Annotated in this window: 19 protein-coding genes and 1 pseudogene; 10 read left to right on the top strand and 10 right to left on the bottom strand. The window is 58.8% G+C overall.

What is annotated here, in order from left to right:
* Positions 1-2: 2 nt before the first annotated feature.
* A complete protein-coding gene (locus ROLI_RS12070) occupies positions 3-311 on the bottom strand; it encodes a DUF6476 family protein (protein WP_187429620.1) in 309 nt (102 codons plus the stop codon).
* Between ROLI_RS12070 and ROLI_RS12065 the strand changes: the two genes are divergently transcribed.
* The 3 genes from ROLI_RS12065 to ROLI_RS12055 all read left to right on the top strand — a co-directional run bounded on the left by ROLI_RS12065 (position 310) and on the right by ROLI_RS12055 (position 3,350).
* A complete protein-coding gene (locus ROLI_RS12065) occupies positions 310-1,341 on the top strand; it encodes an RluA family pseudouridine synthase (RefSeq protein ID WP_187429621.1) in 1,032 nt (343 codons plus the stop codon). The genes ROLI_RS12070 and ROLI_RS12065 overlap by 2 nt on opposite strands.
* Positions 1,342-1,517: 176 nt before the next feature.
* Positions 1,518-2,414 carry an RNA polymerase sigma factor RpoH gene (rpoH, locus tag ROLI_RS12060; protein WP_187429622.1) on the top strand — a complete coding sequence of 299 codons (897 nt, stop codon included), beginning with the start codon at positions 1,518-1,520 and terminating at the stop codon, positions 2,412-2,414.
* A 198-nt stretch (positions 2,415-2,612) separates the two neighbouring features.
* Positions 2,613-3,350 carry a hypothetical protein gene (locus ROLI_RS12055; protein ID WP_187429623.1) on the top strand — a complete coding sequence of 246 codons (738 nt, stop codon included), beginning with the start codon at positions 2,613-2,615 and terminating at the stop codon, positions 3,348-3,350.
* Between the two features lie 189 nt (positions 3,351-3,539).
* On the opposite strand, the gene ROLI_RS12050 is transcribed toward ROLI_RS12055, so the two are convergent.
* Positions 3,540-5,360 carry a M3 family oligoendopeptidase gene (locus ROLI_RS12050; protein ID WP_187429624.1) on the bottom strand — a complete coding sequence of 607 codons (1,821 nt, stop codon included), beginning with the start codon at positions 5,358-5,360 and terminating at the stop codon, positions 3,540-3,542.
* 135 nt (positions 5,361-5,495) lie between these two features.
* Here ROLI_RS12050 and ROLI_RS12045 point away from each other — a divergent pair, with 135 nt between their 5' ends.
* On the top strand, positions 5,496-6,392 hold the full coding sequence (locus ROLI_RS12045; protein ID WP_187429625.1) for a hypothetical protein: 897 nt from the start codon (positions 5,496-5,498) through the stop codon (positions 6,390-6,392).
* A 3-nt stretch (positions 6,393-6,395) separates the two neighbouring features.
* Here the strand turns inward: ROLI_RS12045 and ROLI_RS12040 are convergent, their stop codons facing one another.
* From ROLI_RS12040 to ROLI_RS12025, 4 genes are read right to left on the bottom strand one after another with little or no spacing between them, the layout of a single operon-like run.
* Entirely contained in the window at positions 6,396-7,994 is a 1,599-nt protein-coding gene (locus tag ROLI_RS12040) for an ATP-dependent DNA ligase (RefSeq protein ID WP_187429626.1), read from the bottom strand.
* Complete coding sequence (locus ROLI_RS12035; RefSeq protein ID WP_187429627.1) at positions 7,991-8,995, bottom strand: ligase-associated DNA damage response exonuclease; 1,005 nt, start codon at positions 8,993-8,995, stop codon at positions 7,991-7,993. The genes ROLI_RS12040 and ROLI_RS12035 overlap by 4 nt, the downstream gene beginning before the upstream one ends.
* A 39-nt stretch (positions 8,996-9,034) precedes the next feature.
* Positions 9,035-9,982 (bottom strand): alpha/beta fold hydrolase, encoded by a 948-nt coding sequence (locus ROLI_RS12030; RefSeq protein WP_187429628.1) that lies wholly within the window; start codon positions 9,980-9,982, stop codon positions 9,035-9,037.
* A complete protein-coding gene (locus ROLI_RS12025) occupies positions 9,982-10,272 on the bottom strand; it encodes an SCP2 sterol-binding domain-containing protein (protein WP_187429629.1) in 291 nt (96 codons plus the stop codon). Before ROLI_RS12025 ends, ROLI_RS12030 begins: the two co-directional genes overlap by 1 nt.
* 2 nt (positions 10,273-10,274) lie before the next feature.
* On the opposite strand from ROLI_RS12025, the gene ROLI_RS12020 reads away from it, so the two are divergent.
* From ROLI_RS12020 to ROLI_RS12000, 5 genes are all read left to right on the top strand, one after another.
* Positions 10,275-10,904: a tetratricopeptide repeat protein gene (locus tag ROLI_RS12020; protein WP_262386462.1), complete on the top strand. Its 630-nt coding sequence runs from the start codon at positions 10,275-10,277 to the stop codon at positions 10,902-10,904.
* A gap of 24 nt (positions 10,905-10,928) precedes the next feature.
* Positions 10,929-13,820 (top strand): helicase-related protein, encoded by a 2,892-nt coding sequence (locus tag ROLI_RS12015; RefSeq protein WP_187429631.1) that lies wholly within the window; start codon positions 10,929-10,931, stop codon positions 13,818-13,820.
* A complete protein-coding gene (locus ROLI_RS12010; RefSeq protein ID WP_187429632.1) occupies positions 13,821-14,198 on the top strand; it encodes an RNA-binding S4 domain-containing protein in 378 nt (125 codons plus the stop codon).
* A 51-nt stretch (positions 14,199-14,249) separates the two neighbouring features.
* A complete protein-coding gene (gene fdxA / locus ROLI_RS12005; RefSeq protein ID WP_187429633.1) occupies positions 14,250-14,588 on the top strand; it encodes a ferredoxin FdxA in 339 nt (112 codons plus the stop codon).
* A 283-nt stretch (positions 14,589-14,871) separates the two neighbouring features.
* Positions 14,872-15,384 carry a CarD family transcriptional regulator gene (locus tag ROLI_RS12000; protein ID WP_187429634.1) on the top strand — a complete coding sequence of 171 codons (513 nt, stop codon included), beginning with the start codon at positions 14,872-14,874 and terminating at the stop codon, positions 15,382-15,384.
* Between the two features lie 50 nt (positions 15,385-15,434).
* Here ROLI_RS12000 and cobS read toward each other — a convergent pair whose 3' ends face one another.
* Complete coding sequence (gene cobS, locus ROLI_RS11995; RefSeq protein ID WP_187429635.1) at positions 15,435-16,196, bottom strand: adenosylcobinamide-GDP ribazoletransferase; 762 nt, start codon at positions 16,194-16,196, stop codon at positions 15,435-15,437.
* Between the two features lie 82 nt (positions 16,197-16,278).
* Here cobS and cobT point away from each other — a divergent pair, with 82 nt between their 5' ends.
* On the top strand, positions 16,279-17,292 hold the full coding sequence (gene cobT / locus ROLI_RS11990) for a nicotinate-nucleotide--dimethylbenzimidazole phosphoribosyltransferase (protein ID WP_187429636.1): 1,014 nt from the start codon (positions 16,279-16,281) through the stop codon (positions 17,290-17,292).
* Between the two features lie 43 nt (positions 17,293-17,335).
* On the opposite strand, the gene ROLI_RS11985 is transcribed toward cobT, so the two are convergent.
* The 3 genes and pseudogenes from ROLI_RS11985 to ROLI_RS11975 all read right to left on the bottom strand — a co-directional run bounded on the left by ROLI_RS11985 (position 17,336) and on the right by ROLI_RS11975 (position 19,859).
* Positions 17,336-19,210 carry a monovalent cation:proton antiporter-2 (CPA2) family protein gene (locus ROLI_RS11985; RefSeq protein ID WP_187429637.1) on the bottom strand — a complete coding sequence of 625 codons (1,875 nt, stop codon included), beginning with the start codon at positions 19,208-19,210 and terminating at the stop codon, positions 17,336-17,338.
* Between the two features lie 25 nt (positions 19,211-19,235).
* Positions 19,236-19,692, bottom strand: a pseudogene (locus tag ROLI_RS11980) (Lrp/AsnC family transcriptional regulator).
* Positions 19,692-19,859, bottom strand: coding sequence for a hypothetical protein (locus ROLI_RS11975; RefSeq protein ID WP_187429638.1), 168 nt, complete (start codon positions 19,857-19,859; stop codon positions 19,692-19,694). Before ROLI_RS11975 ends, ROLI_RS11980 begins: the two are co-directional and overlap by 1 nt.
* Positions 19,860-20,101: the final 242 nt, after the last annotated feature.

Genomic DNA, 20,101 nt, shown 5'->3' with positions numbered 1-20,101 from the left:
TTTTATTCGATTTCGACGCTTTGACGCAGCTGTCCGGTGATGCGGTCAAAGATCAGGATCTCGTCTTTATCTGTCACCACGGCAAACCAATCAGGGCCCTGCGTGAAGGAAACCGCCTTTGCGCCCTGCGGCAGCGCAATTTCATCGGGCAATTGTGGCGGGACGTCATTGAAGCGGATGACAATCAGCGCGATGATCAGTAGAACACCGCCAATCATGGTGGCAGTCAGGACCGTCACCAAACGCCGCAAAAACCGCAAGTTCGCGGGTTCTATAATTTCTTCCTCTGGTTTTACGTCGGGATTTTTCATGCCGCTTCGCCATATCCACTTTGTCATCGACGATGCTCCGCCGCCCCGCCTTGATAAGGCGCTTGCGCGGGATGTGCCAGTGGATGCCGCGCTTTCGCGTACCCGTCTGGGCCGTTTGATCGCCGATGGCGCGGTGTCGGTGGCGGGCGATGTGGTGACCGACCCGCGCGCGCGGGTCGAGGCCGGGATGGAGATCGCAATTGCGGTGGAAGAGGCGCAGGACAGCCACATCCTGCCCGAAGACATCGCCTTGGAGGTGGTGTTTGAGGATGCCGACCTGATCGTGATCAACAAACCTGCGGGCATGGTGGTGCATCCGGCACCGGGGACGCCTTCGGGCACGTTGGTCAACGCGCTTTTGGCGCATTGCGGCGATGACCTCTCCGGGGTCGGTGGCCTGAAGCGGCCCGGCATCGTGCACCGGATCGACAAGGAAACCTCCGGCCTGCTGGTTGTGGCCAAATCGGACGCGGCGCATCACGGATTGGCCGCACAATTTGAGGCGCATTCGGTCGAGCGCTATTACCGCGCCTTGGTTTACGGCGTGCCGGACGCCAATGATCCCCGTTTGCGCGGGATCAAGGGCACGAATTTCGAGCCCGGAAATATCCTCAAGATCACCACGCAACTGGCGCGTCACAAGCATGACCGGCAACGCCAGGCGGTACTGTTCCACGGGGGCCGTCATGCGGTGACGCGCGCGCGCACGGTGGAGCGTTTCGGCACACCCGCGGCGCTGGCGTTCATGGAGTGCTGGCTGGAGACCGGGCGCACGCATCAGATCCGTGTGCATATGGCGCATGCGGGGCATGGTCTGGTCGGTGATCCGACCTATGGGGGCAAGCGCAAGCTGGCGGCAAAGGCGCTGCCGGAAGCCGTCGCAGAGGCGGTGCGCGGCTTTGAGCGACAAGCCTTACACGCCGCGGTTCTGGGCTTTGATCACCCGATCAGTGGCGAAAAGGTGCGGTTTGAAGCGTCGTTACCGGCTGATATGCAGGACTTATTGGCACTGCTGCAAGCTGTGACATAAACCGCAAGCCTGCGTGATCGCACTGAAATTTGGAGTATTAACGCTGGCGCTTGCCGTCAAAGATTCGTTAATCCAAGACTTGTAAGCTTTCGGTTAATGATTTCACGGTCCACGACTTGAACTGATCGGTTTAGACCCTATCTTTATGTTAAGCCCTTAAACATTGGGAGGCGCTCATGGCTAATTATGCAAATCTACCGGCCCCAACACCGGAAGGCGGATTGAACCGCTACATGCAGGAAATTCGCAAGTTTCCGCTTCTGGAACCAGAAGAGGAATACATGCTGGCCAAGGCATGGGCTGAGAAAGAAGACACCAAAGCGGCGCACCGCATGGTGACGTCGCACCTGCGTCTGGCTGCGAAAATCGCAATGGGGTATCGCGGCTATGGCTTGCCGCAAGCAGAGGTCATTTCCGAGGCCAATGTGGGCCTGATGCAGGCGGTCAAACGGTTCGATCCTGAAAAAGGCTTCCGCCTTGCCACCTATGCGATGTGGTGGATCCGTGCGTCCATTCAGGAATATATCCTGCGGTCCTGGAGCCTTGTGAAGCTGGGCACGACCTCCGGGCAAAAGAAGCTTTTCTTCAACCTGCGCAAGGCCAAGAACAAGATCGGTGCGCTGGAAGAGGGCGATATGCGCCCTGAAAATGTCAAGCGGATCGCCACCGATCTGGGGGTAACGGAGACCGAAGTGATCTCCATGAACCGGCGGATGTCGGGCGGGGATGCGTCGCTGAACGCCACTGTCGGCTCCGAGGGCGAGGGGACGATGCAATGGCAGGATTGGCTCGAAGATGAGGGCGCCGATCAGGCGGGCGATTATGAGGCGCGCAACGAATTGGAGGCGCGCCGCGAATTGCTGGCCGATGCAATGAGCGTGCTGAATGATCGTGAAAAGGACATCCTGACGCAACGCCGTCTGTCCGATAAGACGGTCACGCTCGAAGATCTGAGCGCGGAATATGACGTCAGCCGCGAACGGATCCGCCAGATCGAAGTACGCGCTTTTGAGAAGCTGCAAAAGAAAATGCGCGATCTCGCCAAGGAAAAAGGCATGATGGCCACCGCCTGACATGGTCGATCTGAAAAGCAAAAAGGTGAAGTGTGAAGGTGCCTAACCGATGGATTCCAATAAGCCTGGCATAAATGACGCTTGACCTGTTGTAATTTTCGAAGGTAATTAAGGTTGATTTTATGACTGGCGCAGAAAATGCCTTTAAATCAGGTAGATCGCCCTGCTTTCGAAAGCTTCTAAACGACGGGATACCAATTGAAAATCTTTGATTGTTTCGTATTCCACGATGAACTCGACTTACTTGAAATTCGCCTATCAGAGATGTCAGCTGACGTGGATTTTTTTGTGATTGCGGAGGCAGCCTTAACCTTTACAGGTCAATCCAAACCGTCCCACCTCAAGGATAATTGGGGCCGTTTTGAAAAGTGGCACTCTCAGATGATTCATGTGTTTGTCACATCTTTTCCGGAAACAAGAGAACGTTGGACCTTGGAGAAATATCAACGAGATCAACTTGTCCGTGGCCTTGAGAAGGCTGAAGAGGATGATATCGTTCTAATTTCAGATGTTGACGAGATCATCTCTGCGAAGACATTGACTCGCATTCGATCCGCTCCGCCGGCAAAAAACGAGGTTCTTTGCTTGGAGCAGCGGTGGTTTCAGTTTTTTCTCGACAATGAACTCTATGAAAAGTGGCTCCGTACCGGGCCTCGCGCTGCGTTGCGCAGAACCATGAACAGCCCGCAAGGCATGCGCAATGTGCGCGGACCCGCAAAGGGTAAAATCTGGGCAAATGCTCTGCGCGGTCTGCGTAGCTCCATCGCATTGAGACGACCCATAAAAGAACGCTGGTTGAAGATGCCGGATGGCACTTCTCATGGATCGGAGGGATTGAGGCGATTAACAGAAAAGCGGTTTTTATTACGCCGCACGGTGATATCGCCGACGAATTGGGGAATGCCAAAAGTGCGGCTGAGCATGTGGCTGCGATAGAGCGTCGTCTTAGAACTGGTGGCGATGCGGACAAATCGCAAAGCCGTTTGGTAAAAGTCGACGACAGTTACCCAAAATTTATCATAGAAAATCTAGAACGGTTTTCTCAATTGACGTTGGGCTCCAGACCTCCGTGATAAATCCTTCTTACCGCCTATCCGGCACAGCGTTTGAAAGAGAGAGTGGACCTCACTCTTCCATCGCTTCCAATTCGTCGATGAAGCCGGAAATCATCGACAGGCCCTTGTCCCAAAAAGCCGGGTCAGAGGCATCCAGACCGAAGGGCGCAAGCAGTTCCTTGTGGTGTTTCGAGCCACCCGCCTTGAGCATGTCGAAATATTTATCCTCAAAACCGGCGTCCCCTTCGGCGTAAACCGCATAAAGCGCGTTCACCAAACCGTCGCCAAAGGCATAGGCGTAGACGTAAAACGGTGAATGCACGAAATGCGGGATATAGGCCCAGAAGGTTTCATACCCCTCCATGAATTCAAACGCCGGCCCCAGGCTTTCGCCCTGCACCGACATCCAGAGCACGTTGATATCATCGGGGGTCAATTCGCCACCGCGCCGCGCCGCGTGGAGTTTGCATTCAAAATCGTAAAACGCGATCTGACGCACGACAGTATTGATCATATCCTCGACCTTGCCGGCGAGCATGATTTTACGTTCCGCTTTGGTCTTGGCCCCGTCGAGCATTTTGCGGAAAGTGAGCATTTCCCCAAAAACACTGGCGGTTTCGGCAAGGGTCAGCGGCGTGGAAGAGAGCATTTCGCCCTGTTCAGCCGCCAGGACCTGATGCACGCCGTGGCCCAACTCATGCGCCAGGGTCATGACATCACGTGGTTTTCCAAGGTAGTTCAGCATCACATAGGGGTGCACATTGGTCACGGTCGGATGGGCAAAGGCCCCCGGTGCCTTGCCCGGTTTCACGGCCGCATCAATCCAACCCTTGCGGAAAAACGGCTCGGCGATTTGGCCCATGCGCGGATCAAAAGCGTTATAGGCGTCCATCACGGTCTTTTCGGCCTGATCCCAATTCACCACCCGCGGGTCTTCCATCGGCAGCGGCGCGTTTCGGTCCCAGACCTGCATGACGTCAAGGCCCAACCATTTGCGTTTGAGCTCGTAGTAACGGTGGCTGAGCTTGGGGTAGGCGGCGACAACAGCATTGCGCAGCGCCTCGACCACTTCGGGTTCGACCTGATTGCTGAGGTGGCGCCCGAGTTGGGCGGATTCCATGCCGCGCCACCGGTCGATGATCTCTTTTTCCTTGGCCTGCGTGTTATGCACCCGCGCGAAGGTCTTGATGTTGGCCCCAAACACATCCGCCAATTCACGCGCGCCGGCTTCGCGTTTGGCACGATCCGGGTCGGTCAACAGGTTCAGCGTGCCCTCAATATTCAACTGCTCGCCGTCGACCTCAAATTCCAGCCCGGCGATGGTTTCATCAAACAAGCGTTCCCAGGCATCCCCGACCACGCCGAGATCATGCATGAACTTTTCCAACTCATCGCTGAGCTGATAGGGTTTCATCGCGCGCACCCGGTCGAAAACGGGCTTGTAGCGCGCAAGATCGGCGTTCTGCGCATAGAGCCCATCCAGATGGTCATCCGCCAAGCGGTTGATTTCCAGTGTGAAAAACACCAGCGGCGTGGTGAAATTGGTGATCTTTTCCTGCAGGTCGGACATGAATTTCGCGCGGTCCGCATCCGTGGTCATCTGGTAATAGCGCAGACCTGCAAAAGACATGATGCGCCCGGCGATCTGGTTGATCTTCTCGTTGCGCAGCACGCAATCGAGGAAACCAGCGGCATCCAGCCCCCCCAGTTTGCCTTCGAAATCAGCGGCGAAACTGGCGCAGGCCTGCTCCAGCCAGTCCAGATCACGTTTCAACTCTGTGGCGTCTTCCCCGGTATAAAGATCATCGAGGTTCCATTCCGGCAGATCGCCCAACGGGCTGGCGGCACCTGCGGCATTTGCATCGCGAACGGGGAAGGGCAATTGAAACATCTGAGACCTCATTTGTGTTTGCCTATACCTAAGGCGGGCAGGGGGCGGGGACAAGCGGTGCGCGTCCGGTAATCTTGACAGGTCGATGCTGCATGCACAGTTTAGAGAGGTACAATTAGGGGAGGAAAAATACTCATGGACAATAACCCATTTTTTATCGCGGGCGGGGGGCTTGTCGTTGGCGTCCTGCTGGCGGTTGCCATAAGCGAGTCGCGCGCCAATTCCAAGATTTCCGCAGCACTTGAGCGGGCGCAGGGGGCCAGTGCCGTGACGCTTTCTGAGGCGACGCAGAGTTTGAATGAGCGGATTGGTACGCTTGAAGCGGGCCTCGCCGAGAGCACGGCATCTGCGGCGGCAAGCATGGAAGAACAACTGGCAGCCCTGCAACAGGATGTGAGCACCCGATTTGACGCCGTGTCGGAGGCGGCGAGCGCGCAGGCTGAGGCATTTCAGGCCGCATTGAGTGGGCCAACCCCGGCAGCGTCTGATCAGACACCCGCAGTGCCGGGGGACGCGACAATTGGCATGCAGACGTCGGGTGTCTTGAGTGTTGGTGAGACGGCGATTTTCGCGCAAGGTGCAGTGCGTGCCTTTGTGTCCGGGTTGGACCGCGATGGCGGCGCGGCACGGCTGAGCGTTAACGGTGTGTCCAAGGCGGTAAGCCTTGGCGAGACCGTTGCGGTTTCCGGGTCTGATTGCAGTATTGGCATCACGTCGCTGGACAGCGAAGGTGTGATCGTTGGATCCGATTGCGGCATGGCGCAGGCTGCGGCTACAGCGCCGCTGCCCCCGGCACCTGAGGACGGTTATGGTCCTGGCACAATGGCCATGTTGGCGGATGGTGCCTTGCGGGTCTTTGTTTCCGGGTTGGCCGGTGATGGGTCCAGTGCGCGCATTGCGATCAATGGGATTGAGACACAAACCGTTGCTGCCGGTGGCTCGGTCGAGGCCATGGCGGGTGATCAGAATTGCACCGTCACGGTCACGGGGGTTGGCAATGGCATGGTCGGGCTTGAGGGCGGCTGTTCGTGAGCCTTACCCGTAAATAGCAAGCATCTGCTTGAGGTCATCCAGCGTGTTGGCCTCTTGCAGCGGCTTATCCTGTCGCCAGCGTAACATGCGTGGAAACCGCAGCGCGACACCGGATTTATGACGCGGGCTGGCCTGGATGCCCTCAAAGGCGATTTCGAACACATGCTGCGGTGTGACCTGGCGCACGGGGCCAAAGCGTTGCAGCGTGTGTTTGCGTACCCATTTGGTGATTTCGCCGAATTCCGCGTCCGTCAGCCCGGAATAGGCCTTGGTGAAGGGCACCAGATCATTCCCGTGCCACACGGCAAATGTGAAATCGGTAAAGAGGTTCGCGCGCCGCCCATGCCCGGCTTGCGCATAGATCATCACCGCGTCGATGGTCAGCGGATCAAGCTTCCATTTCCACCAATCGCCTTTTTTGCGCCCGATGCGATAAGGGCTGTCGGCGCGCTTCAGCATCAGACCTTCGGCGTTTTCATCACGCGCGACCGCGCGCAGGTCGGCCAGATCGGACCAGGCGGTAAAATCCAGTTGCGGGGACAGGCGGATGGGCGCGTCGGGTGGCAGAGACGCGCAGGCGCTTTCCAATTGCGCGCGCCGCTCGCCAAAGGGGCGGTTGCGCAAATCCGCACCCTCCCACTCCAGAAGATCATAGGCATGCAGGGCGACCGGTGCCTCGGCCAGTAGTTTTTTGGGGACAGTCTTGCGGCCAATACGCTTTTGCAGCGCGTTGAAGCTCTCAGGACCCTCCGCGCCGGGGTGCCAGACGAGCAGCTCCCCATCCAGAACCGTCCCCGGCGGCAGGAAATCCACCGCGCGCGCCAGTTCGGGAAAGCGGTCGGTCATCAACTCCTCGCCGCGCGACCAGACAAAATGCTGCCCGTCGCGCAGGATCAATTGCCCGCGAATCCCATCCCATTTCCACTCTGCGCGCCACTCTGTGCAGGAACCAAGGGCGTCGGGCGTCCCGTCCAGCGCATGGGCGAGGTAAAACGGATAGGGGCGCGAGGCATCCGCCGATGCATCCGTCGCCTCGATCAAGGCGGCCCATGTGGTGTCATCGGGGTGCCAATTGCCCATCAAACGGTGCGCCAGTTCGGCCTCGGGTTTGCCCGTGGCGCGTGACAGAGCGCGGGTCATCAGTTTCTGGCTGACCCCCATGCGAAACCCACCGGTAATCAGCTTGTTGAACACAAACCGTTCGGTCCCGCCCAGCTGCGCCCAGGCCTCCAGAACGAAGGCCTTGCGCGCGGGCTCATCGGCTTGCGTGAGCGCGCGCAGGGCATCAATCCAATGGGTGAGGGTTTGATCGCTGGTGGTCTCATTGGAGGGCAGAACCAGCGCAATGGTTTCGGCTAGATCACCGACGATGGCATAGCTGTCCTCAAACAGCCACAACGGGATGCCTGCGGCCTCTGCCGCCCATGCGCGCAATCTTGTGGTGGTCACCACGCGTTTGGGGCGGCGCCCCGAAAACAGCGCCATGGTCCACATCCGGTCCGAATCCGGTGCGGCTTGAAAATAATCCGCCAGGGCTGCGACCTTGACGGTAGTCTTCGTGCTCTGGTCGATGGCGTTGAAAAGGGCCGCAAAACGGTTCATTCGGTGGCCTCGCCCTCAAGGGTCTCGCCCTCGAACTGGGTGGGTACGACCTGCGCGTTCCAACCGTTTTCGTTGAGATAGCGGGCAAAAATGTCGGTATACCCGTGCGTGACATAGATGTTTTCCGCACCCGTGTCCTTGATCGCACCCAGCAATCCATTCCAATCGGCATGATCGGAGATCACAAAGCCGCGATCCCCCGCGCGTCGCCTGCGCACCCCGCGCAGCTGCATCCACCCGCTGGCAAAGGCGCTCTCCTGTGGGCCGAATTTGCGCGCCCATTTGCTGCCAAGGGCCGAGGGCGGGGCCAGCACCAGCGCGCCTTTATGCGCTTTTGGGTCGGTTTGCGCGGTGACGGGAACGGTGTCTGGCAGGCGCAGGCCCTGCGCGCGTAGCACCTTGTTTGTGGCCTCCACCGCGCCATGCGTGAGGATGGGTCCGATGTCGGGGTCGAGCATGTGCATTAACCGTTGAGCTTTGCCCAGAGCATAGGCCCCCAGAAACGCAGTTTTGCCCGCCGCAGCACATTCCGCCCACCAAGCGTTCAACGCCTGTGCGACCTCAGTTTGCGATTGCCAGCGAAACACAGGCAAACCGAACGTCGATTCGGTGATGAAATGATGGCACTTCTGCGGCGTGAAAGCCTCCGAAAGCCCGTCATCCTCGGTTTTGTAATCGCCTGAGGCAACCCAGACTTCACCGCCAACCTCAACGCGGATTTGCGCGGACCCCGGCACATGCCCCGCCGGATGAAAGGACACTCTGGCCTCCCCGATCTGGCGGGATTCGCCATAAGCGATGCCCTCTGCGGTAATTTTGCCCAGGCGGTGGCGCATGACGGGCAGGGCGGCAGGGGTGGCGAGATATGAACCATGCCCGCTACGGGCGTGATCGGCATGCCCATGGGTGATCAACGCGCGTTCTACGGGGCGCCATGGGTCAATGTAAAAATCGCCCGCCGCGCAATAGATACCGCGTTCGGTGAAGGTGAGTATCGTCATACCGGGCAATCTAGCGGTAGAGCGGTGTTTGCCCAGACCTTATCCGTGACCACCGCTTTTGAAGAGCTCGATCATGATGTCATAGAGCGGCTTGGTGAAGGCTTCGTTTTCCATTAAGACCTCATGCTCGCCGTTTTCGACGATTTCCAGATGGCTGCGTTTCCAGGTAAACATGCGCTCGTGAATGGCCTGAACGTCCACGATCCGCTCATTTGTGCCCAAAAACGTCACACAAGGCACATAGGGCGGCGGGCGGCTCGCCAGATGGCGGGTTTCCAGCAAGGCCTCGCGCAGCCAGACATAGCTGGGACCGCCCAGGGCAAGTTCCGGGTGGGCTTCAAGCTGGGTGCGCATCATCGCAAATTGCTCTGCGTCGCGGGTCAGCAGGTTGTCTTCAAAGCCGTCCGACAGCACGTGATGTTCGATCTTGGTGCCGGGGGGCAGGCGGTGGCCTTGCCCGATCTGGGGCATCACGTGGCTCAGAAACCACGCCACCGGGCGCAGATGTGGTGCCAGATGGAGGCCCCACATGGGCGCGGAAAACGCCGTGGCCTGCACGCTCAAACCTTCCATCGCGGCGCGCAAGCCGATGGCCCCGCCCATGGAATGCGCCAGCAGGAAAAACGGGCGCGGCATCTCCAACGCCCTTGCCGCACGCACCAAGGCGTCCACATCGCGCTGATAATCACCAAACTGGGCCACGTGGCCGATCATTGGATCGTCCAGCAGTCGATCGGATAACCCCTGTCCGCGCCAGTCAATCGCCATGCTGGCAAGCCCGCGATGTGCGAAAATCGCGGCGCATTGGTCGTATTTTTCGATAAATTCCGTGCGCCCGGGAAAGATCAGGACGGTGCCTTTGGCCCCCTCCGGCTTCCAATGGCCGATCCGGATGCGGACGCCGTCCGATGTCTGCGCCCAATGCGCGGCCCCGCCCGCCGCACCATATGCAATATCATTCAGGAAAGGGGCGGGGATCAATGTCATCAGGCGAGGGCAGAGGCCAGTTGCATGGCCATACCCATATCACCATCCACGCTCAATTTGCCGGTCATGAAGGCGCTGGTGGGGTTCGTGTCCCCCTCGAGGATGGATTGAAACGTCTCGGCATCCGCCGTCAGGGTCACATCGGCAGGTGCGTCACCTGCGCGTGCTCCAGAACTGTCCATCATGATGCAGCCTTCCCCCGAAATGTCGAATTTGGCAGTCCCGCCAAAATCGGTGCCTGCCAACTTTTCATTCAGAACGGTTACAGCTTGGTTAACAATGTCGCTCATTTTTGGGTCCTTCTGACAATCTATGCACGTTGGGTCTGGAATTGCCCGGCGCGCCTGTTACATTCTTGGGTGTTATGACCCTGAACCGCGCCTTTCTCAAATCTATCGTTACGGCATTCCTTGTCCTTTTGTATTCTGTTGCTCCGCTGCACGCGCAACAAAGCCAGGAGAGCCTGTTGGAGGAATTGCGCGCTGCACCCGAATCGCAAGCGGACCGACTGGATCGTGAATTGAATATCCTCTGGGATCGGTCGGGCTCTCCGGCGATGGATTTGTTGCTGACGCGCGGTCGTAAGGCCATGGAAGCCAAGGAAAATGCCAAGGCGATTGATCATTTGACCGCACTGACGGACCACGCGCCGGAATTTGCCGAAGGCTGGCACGCCCGTGCGACGGCCTATTATCAGGCGGGGCTTTACGGGCCTGCGCTGGCGGATCTGGAACGCGCTCTGGCGCTTAATCCCAATAATTATAACGCAATTTTCGGGCTGGGCGTGATGTTGCAGGAATTTGGTGATTTGGAGCGTGCCGGTGATGCTTTTGAGCACGTTCTGGCCTTGCATCCGCACCACGAGAGCGCAAAAGGTGCCATGGAACAACTTAAACAAAACGGTATCGGGCGCAGGCTGTAACCCCAGACAGGCAAGGACATCGCCGTGACAGGTGACAACCGGGTCGTGGCCGTCTTGGGCCCGACCAACACAGGCAAGACCACCTATGCCATCGAGCGCATGCTGGGCCACCGGACCGGGGTGATCGGCCTGCCGCTGCGCCTTCTGGCGCGCGAGGTCTATGATCGCATCGTGGCCGCGCGCGGGCCTTCGGTGGTGGCGTTGGTGACGGGCGAGGAGCGGATCGTGCCGCCGCGCACGCAATATTGGGTCTGCACCGTCGAGGCGATGCCCGAGGGGATGGGTTGTGATTTTCTGGCCGTCGATGAAATCCAGCTTTGTGCCGATCCCGAGCGCGGGCATGTGTTCACCGACCGATTACTGCGCGCGCGCGGTCTGCATGAAACGCTGTTTCTGGGCGCGGATACGATGCGCGGGGCCATCCGTGAGTTGGTACCGCACGCACAATTCGTCCAGCGCGAGCGTATGTCGACCCTGACCTATGTAGGTGCGAAAAAGATAAGTCGGATGCGCCCGCGTAGCGCAATTGTCGGGTTTTCGGTTGAGAATGTATATGCCATCGCCGAGTTGATCCGCCGCCAGAAGGGCGGTGCCGCGGTGGTCATGGGCGCGCTGAGCCCGCGCACCCGCAACGCGCAGGTCGAGATGTACCAGAACGGCGAGGTCGATTTTCTGGTGGCCACGGATGCCATCGGGATGGGGCTCAATCTGGATGTGGACCACGTGGCCTTTTCCAGCGTTACCAAATTTGATGGTCGCCGGATGCGCCCGCTGGCCCCCAATGAATTGGCGCAGATCGCCGGGCGCGCCGGGCGCGGCATGAAGAACGGCACATTTGGCGTCACGGGGGAGGCCTCGCCGCTGGAGGACGGCGTGGCGCAGGCGATCATGGACCACCGTTTCACGCCGCAACGCAAACTGAAATGGCGCAACCATGCCTTGCAGTTCGGCTCGATTGATCGCCTAATTCAGACGCTCGAAGCACCCCCGGATCACGAGATTCTGGTCAAAGCGCGCGAATCTGATGACCTTGGCGCGCTCAAGGCGTTGGGGCAGGTCGCGGAGATCGCCGCGCGCTGTACCGATGGGCAATCGGTCAAATTGCTCTGGGACGTATGCCGAATCCCCGATTTCCGTGGCATTAGCCACGGCGAGCATGCCGGGTTATTAGAGAATATTTTCAACTACTTGCACCAGCTGGGGCAATTGCCCAATGACTGGCTCGCGCGCCAGATCAAAAGAATAGATCGAACCGATGGGGATATTGATGCGTTATCCAAACGATTGGCGTTTATCCGCACATGGACCTATGTTGCCCAACGCAAAGGGTGGACAGATGACGAAAGCCATTGGCGTGGTGCGGCGCGTTCTGTAGAAGACCGATTGTCGGATGCGCTGCACGAGCGTTTGACGCAAAGATTTGTAGACCGGCGCACATCCGTGCTTTTGCGCCGGCTCGGCCAGAAGGAAGCCATGGTGGCAGAAGTATCCAATACCGGCGAAGTGACCGTCGAAGGCGAATTTGTAGGCAAGCTGGAGGGTTTCCGGTTCAGCCAGGACAAGGGCGCTGGCGTCGCAGAAACGAAAACGATCAAAACGGCGGCGCTCCAGGCGCTTGCCCCGCAATTCCATCTGCGCGCGGATCGCTTTTACAATGCGCCCGATACGGAGATTGATTTCACCGAACAGGGCGGCTTGATCTGGGGCAAAGACGCGGTTGGCAAGCTGGTCGCGGGGGCGGATGCCCTGAAACCGCAGGTCGAGGTGTTCGTGGATGACGTCGCAGGACCTGAGGTTGCGCAAAAGGTGCAGCGCCGCTTGCAACATTTCGTGGATCGCAAGATTGCTGCGCTGTTTGAGCCGCTCTTGAACCTCAGCCGGGATGAAACCCTGACCGGTTTGGCGCGGGGCTTTGCCTTCCGCATGGTCGAGGGGTTGGGCGTTCTGACGCGCGCCTCAGTTGCGGAGGACGTTAAGGCGCTCGATCAGGATGCACGCGGCGCATTGCGCAAACATGGGATCCGGTTCGGGCAGTTCACGATTTTCATGCCGCTTTTGCTCAAACCCGCGCCGACGCGGTTGCGTCTGGTGCTGTGGTCCCTGAGCCAGGGCATTCAGGATTTTCCTGAAGCGCCACCGCCGGGATTGGTCACGATTCCCGCCGATCTGGCGGCCCCTGCCGGAGCCGATACGATGGCCGGGTACAGGATTGCCGGGGAACGTGCGATACGCATCGACATGTTGGAACGCCTGGCGGATATGTTGCGCTCGGAGAACTCGCGCAGCGGTTTCGAGGCCAAACCGGATATGCTCTCGATCACCGGTATGAGCTTCGAACAGTTCGCCGACCTGATGCAGGGTCTCGGCTATAAAGTCGAAAAGGGCGAGCGGGCCAAGGTCAAACCGGTGGATGCCGTGATGCCAGAGGCCAATGCCGCCGCGCCGGATGCGGATGCGCCCGTCATGGATGTCGCAACGGAGGCGCCGGAAGGTGGCGACACCGAGCAACCCGCAGCACCTGAGATGGGCGTTAGCCAAGTTGTCACAGCGGCAGAGGTGCCTGTTGATGCCACACCGACACCGACCATCCCCGATGTGTCGGACGCAGAAACGCCCATCGGTGAGGCACCGGACGCTGAGGTCGCAGCACCCGAAATGGAGACCTTCTATACCTTCACCTGGGGCCGTCCTGCCCGACCCGCGGGGCAACCAAACCGCCGCGCGCCAAGCGGCGAGCGCCCCCAGGGCAAGGGAAAAGGCAAGCCCGGCGGCAAAGGCAAACGCGGCGGCGGGCCGCAGGGTGGTAAGGGCGCAGGCGCACAGAAGTTCTCCGCTCGTCCGCCCAAACCCGAGAAGAAAATCGACCCGGACAACCCGTTTGCAGCCGCGCTGATGGGGCTCAAGGACAACAAGTAATTGGCTGAAAAACTGCGTCTGGACAAATGGTTGTGGCATGCGCGTTTTTTCAAGACGCGTTCCCTTGCCGCGGCCCGTGTCGTCGCGGGGGACGTACGGGTCAATGGCGAGCGGGTCCACAAACGCAGCCAGATGGTGGGCGCGGCGGATGTATTGACATTCGCACAAGGAGATCACATTCGCGTGATCCAGATCGATGCCATCGGCCAGCGGCGCGGGCCGGCCCCGGAAGCCCAGGCGCTTTATACCGATCTGTCCCCACCTGTCGCGCGCACAAAGGATAAGGTACCGGAAAATCCCGCATATGAGGGAAAAGGTCGCCCGACCAAGCGTAATCGTCGCATCATGGATCTTTCTAAGGCGCGCTCTCTTGAATGATCCGGGCGGCTGATTTAGCTAACCTTCAGACCTAGCCGAAGTGAGAACCCGATGACCTACATCGTGAACGACAGCTGCATCGCCTGCAAATTCACCGATTGCGTGGAAGTTTGTCCTGTGGACTGCTTTTATGAGGGCGAAAACATGCTCGTCATTCATCCCGATGAATGCATCGATTGCGGTGTCTGTGAGCCGGAATGCCCGGCGGATGCCATCCGCCCGGATACCGAGCCGGACATGGAAAAATGGGTTGAGTTCAATCGGAAGTATTCCGAAATGTGGCCAGTGATCATCACCAAGAAAGACCCTCTGCCGGATGCTGAAGAGCGCGACGGCGAAACGGGCAAATTGGAGAAATATTTCTCCGAAGCGCCGGGCGAGGGTGGATAGGCCTCAGGGCGTGATTCGAGGGGTTTCGTGAGCAGGATGGACCCGCAAGGCAGTTATTTTCCCGAAGCTTTTTGATAGTTTACGCAGCGGGCACTTTTTTGAGCCCGTTTTTTGTGTTATACAAGGGCCAGAAACCAATAACGGATAGGCTGATCGCTCGCGACACTTCAGTATGTGAGCAAGTAAAAATGACAATTCTTATCGGAAGCGGCGGCCTGATAGGTTGCTGCCACGTTTGAGTTGTCGCTTTGCATGAGCAAGACCGTTTTCTAAGGAACACTGAATGACCAAATCGAAGAAACTTGACTTTCGCCCGAATGAATTCGTCGTTTATCCGGCGCATGGCGTGGGTCAGATCATCTCGGTCGAGGAGCAGGAAGTCGCTGGCATTTCGCTGGAGCTTTTTGTGATCTCGTTTGAGAAGGATAAGATGACATTGCGGGTGCCGACGCATAAAGCGACCGAAATCGGGATGCGTGCATTGAGTTCGCCGGATGTGATCACCCATGCGATGCGTACGCTTAAGGGCAAGGCCAAGGTCAAGCGCGCCATGTGGTCGCGCCGCGCGCAGGAATATGAGCAAAAGATCAATTCGGGTGACTTGATCGCCATCGCCGAGGTCGTGCGCGATTTGCACCGCACGGATGATCAGCGCGAGCAAAGCTACTCCGAGCGCCAGCTTTATGAGGCAGCCCTTGAGCGGCTGACGCGTGAGGTTGCCGCCGTTGGTGGTGGCGATGAACTGGCCGCCGCCAAGCAAGTGGGTGATGTGCTTGAAAGCCGCGTCGCGGCCTGATCCGAGCGATTGAAAAGATGAAAACCGCGCCTTGGTGGGCGCGGTTTTTTTTATGTCATTTGCGCGATCATTGTGCCGAGTATCGCCAGTTCGGACAGTTGTTGCGTCGCCCCCAGGACGTCTCCGGTTTGTCCTTTGATCTTGCGCATCGCAAGCCATCCCACCAGTAACGCGACTGCGAGGCCCATGATAAGATACATTATCGCAGATACACCGACGCACAGGCCTGCCAGCGCCAGAGCAATGACGACCCCTGTCGCGACGATTGGCATGCTGGGTGAGCCGACGGATTTTGACAGGCCGGAGTTTCGCGCGTTTGGCACAGATGCCATCAGGCAGGGCATTGTGGCGCGCGAAAGGACCGCCGCCACCACCACCGGCAAGAGGCCCAGCGGCAGCAAAGCCGCATATGCCACCCAGCGCAGCCCCGTCACCACCAGCAAAGCCAGAACGCCATAGGTGCCGATCTGGCTATCCTTCATGATCTCCAGGCGGCGCGCAGGATCAAACCCGCCCCAGAACCCATCAGCCGTATCGGCCAGCCCGTCTTCATGCATCGCGCCGGTCAGCAGCATCAACGCCGCCAGAACGCCGCCCGCCGCAAAAGGTGCGGGCAAATCGAGCCCCATAATGGCGAGGCCGCACGCCCCGGCCAGCGTGCCCAGAACCGCACCCACCACAGGATAGGCCCAGGCGGCGCGCGCGGTGTGGATGAAGGCGTTTTCGGGCAGATGCGGCAGCGGCAAGCGGCTGAGCAATGCGCCTGCCACGAGGATGTCGAGCAGCCAAAAAGGTAATCTGTCGGTTTTCATATCCTGAGATGCCGTTCGTGACTTGTGGGTGCTGGTGCATTGGGTAATGAGGTGGGCGTGACGTTGCAACCGAGGTGATAAGATGACAGCAGCTTTTTCCGATCTGAAGGGTTTCAGGGCTCTTTTAGCCACGCAGCCGGCCAGTGATACCGGTGCCATTGCCGCCGCGCAGGCCCGAAACGGGCAATTGACCAAACCCCCTGCGGCTTTGGGGCGGTTGGAGGATCTTGCGATATGGTATGCGGGATGGCGCGGGACCGATCGCCCGACGATCACGACCCCGCAAGTGATTGTTTTTGCAGGAAACCACGGCGTCGCGGCACAGGGCGTATCGGCCTTTCCGCCTGAAGTGACGGCGCAGATGGTGCTGAATTTCGAACATGGCGGTGCCGCGATCAACCAGCTTTCGCAGACCTTCGGCGCTACTTTGGACGTGCATGCGCTCTCGCTTGATACGCCCACGGCCGATTTCACGCAAAGCCCTGCGATGAGCGAGGGGGATTTTAGCGCCGCGCTTCTGGCCGGATGGAACGCGGTGGATGAAAACGCCGATGTTCTGGTCACCGGCGAGATGGGCATTGGCAATACGACCTCTGCGGCGGCGCTGGCGACGGCGCTGTTTGGCGGCGGCGCTGAAGATTGGACGGGCCGGGGCACCGGTGTCGATGATGCGGGGTTGGCCAATAAGACCCGCGTGGTCGCCGAAGGGGTGGCGCTGCACGCGGGGCAGGGGGATGGTCTTGAAATGCTGCGCCGTCTGGGCGGGCGCGAATTAGCAGGGATGGCCGGGGCGATTGCGCGCGCGCGCAGCCTGCGGATACCGGTGCTGTTGGATGGTTTCATTTGTTGCGCGGCGGCGGCCTCGCTGGAAAAGACTGTGGCGGGATCGCTTGATCACTGCGTCGCGGGTCATCTGAGTGCGGAAGGCGCGCATGCCCGGATGCTGGAGGCCTTGGACAAGAAACCCTTGCTATCGCTGGGCTTGCGTCTGGGCGAAGCGTCGGGGGCGGCGCTGTCGCTTGGCGTTCTTAAGGCGGCCGTTGCCTGTCTGAGTGGCATGGCCACCTTTGCCGAAGCCGGTGTTTCGGACAGCTAAGAGCGGATCAGAAGCCCTGACGCGGGTCAGGGCTTCATTCCTATCATGCGCCTTTGTCCTCGGCATCTCTGCTTAAAAACGCGGTTTCCAGCTCTTTTTGTAACTCCTTGGCACGGGCAAGATAGGCCGGGTTCTGACTGGTCGGCACATCCGGGTCCCAAAGCTGCGCCAATTCCTGCACCGAATGGCGGTCATGGTGGTAGAAAATGCGTTCGGCCTCGGCGGCTTCATATTCGCTGAGCCCAACATTCTCGAGCACATAGCGGCCCGCGCGCAGCGAGCCATCAAACAATTCGCGCACGATATCATTCGCACCTGCCTGATACAGACGATACACATGCGAGCGGTCCCGCGCGCGCGCCACGATATGCAGGTCCGGGCGCTTTTTACGGGCGTATTGCACAAGCTTGATCGCTGATTCCGGATCATCCAGCGCCACGACCAGAACCCGCGCGGTTTCGATTCCGGCGGCGCGAAGGATGTCCGGGCGCGTGGGGTCTCCGAGAAACCCCTTGAACCCGAAACGGCGCATCACGGCGATGGTTTCCATGTTATGATCCAGCACCACAGTTTGGAACCCGTTGCCCTGTACGAGGCGGTTGACGATCTGCCCGAAACGACCGATGCCGGCGATGATGACGGGCCCTTCGATGTCGATCTCATCATCTGCGTGTTGTTCTTGTGTATCCTTCATCCGTTTGGACAGCACATCATGCAGGATGAACAGCAAGGGCGTGATCAACATGGTCAGGGCGATCACCAAAAGCAGGGTTTCGGCGACATCCACGGGGATCACACCCTGCACCACGGAAAACGACACCAGCACAAAGCCAAACTCACCGGCCTGCGCGAGGGCGAGGGCAAAGAGCCACTGGTCCTTGCCCTTGAGTTTGAACGCGCGACCCAGACCGTAGAGGATCATGCCTTTGACGATGATCACCAGCAGCGACATGGCGATGATATTGCCAAGGTTGTCAAAGAGCAGGGTGAAATTGATACCTGCCCCAACGGTGATAAAAAACAGCCCCAATAACAGGCCCTTGAAGGGTTCGAGATCGGTTTCCAATTCGTGGCGAAATTCCGAACTGGCCAGAACGACACCGGCCAGAAAAGCGCCCAAAGCAGGTGACAGGCCCACCAGCGTCATCAGGAATGAAATCCCCACTACAATCAGCAGCGCCAGCGCGGTATACATCTCGCGCAAGCGGGCGGCGTGGATATAGCGAAACAGCGGGCGGGTCAGAAAAACGCCAACCAGAATCACGACCCCGATAGCGGCGATGGTCACGAGCGTGACGCCCCAACCGGGCAGACCTTCGATCAGGGACAGGCTGTGGTGGCCTTTGTCATGCGCCTCTTCGCCTGCGCGCAGGATCGAGCCATCCTCGGCCATTTTCGTCGGAACGGCGGCGATCAGGAGAGGTAGAAAGGCGAGGATCGGGATCACGGCGATGTCCTGCGTCAGCAGGACAGAAAACACCGACCGTCCGCCGCTTGTCTGCATCAGCCCTTTTTCGGAGAGGGTTTGCAAAACAATGGCGGTAGAGCTGAGCGCAAGCGTCAGGCCAATGGCCAAGGCCACACCCCAGGGTTGGTTATAGGCCATAGCGATGCCCATGATGGCCAGCGTGCTGAGCACGACCTGTAATCCCCCGAGACCGATCAACCGGTGGCGCATGTCCCAGAGCGCGCGCGGTTCCAGTTCCAACCCAATCAGGAACAGCATCATGACCACACCGAATTCCGCGAAATGTTGCAGATCCTCGGTCTCTGAGCCCACAAGCCCCAGCACCGGCCCGATGATGATCCCCGCCGCCAGATATCCCAGCACCGACCCCAGACCGAGCCGCGCGGCAATCGGCACCGCAATCACAGCTGCGGCCAAGTATATTGAGGCTTGGTACAGGAAACTATCCATCAGGGCGATTTCTCCTCGCGCGGGGTCAGGTGGGCAAAGGCCCCTCGGATTTTAGCTGGTCCATAACAATCTGGTTGTGGACGCGCGCCACAGCGGGATGCGGCAGCGATATTTTGTGAGTAAGCGCGTTGAAGGCAGGCAAATCAACGCAGTACGCCCGCAACAGATAATCAGCATCGCGGGTCATTGTCCACGCGCTCGTGATTTCCGGGCGTGTGTTCACCAGGTGCTCCAAAGGTTTCACCATGCTCGGGCACTTCCATCGTGATGTGAACCTGAATGAACCCCTGAATATGTAGTCCGAGCCGCGTGGCGTTGAGCTGTGCGACATAGGCGCGAATGAAGCCGTCATTTTCCGGACGTTGCCGTCTGCGCCCCGCCTGACTTGGCGATAGATGCAGCACATCCCTCAATTGCTGGGCCGTCAGATTGGCGTCCTTCTGCAAGGCCTCCAAAAGCCGCAAGTCCAAATCATCCAGCATCAAGCGCCCTTTTCGTGAATATTTAATGAATACTCTATCTTATGCGCGCCATACCTTAATTTTTTCGTTACTTTCGGGCGATGTTGAACGCTGCGGCGCGGGTTTGCTGCAATCTTGAACATGCCATCGGCGCGCGTCTTTTTTGCGGGGCTTTGAGACAGGGCCATTTCCGACACCCTCAGAATACCTGTTATTCTGCAAAAGAAGCGCGCCGGGGACCGATGGATCCAGATGCACCGCGTCAACACAGTCAGAGTCTGAGGAACCCCACAGTATTTTCGCGCCTAGCTACTGATAAATGAGGTTTCCAAGAATGATTTTCAGTATCTTCTCAACCTCCTCCGCTAAAGTGGGTGCTGCGCAGAGGGTCCCAAACCGCGCTGCGCGGGGAAAAATCGTAGTTACACCG

The organism is Roseobacter fucihabitans (assembly GCF_014337925.2).
Classification (GTDB): domain Bacteria; phylum Pseudomonadota; class Alphaproteobacteria; order Rhodobacterales; family Rhodobacteraceae; genus Roseobacter; species Roseobacter fucihabitans.
Note: the sequence above shows the minus strand (reverse complement) of the source record. Positions and strands in the feature narration are given on the sequence as shown.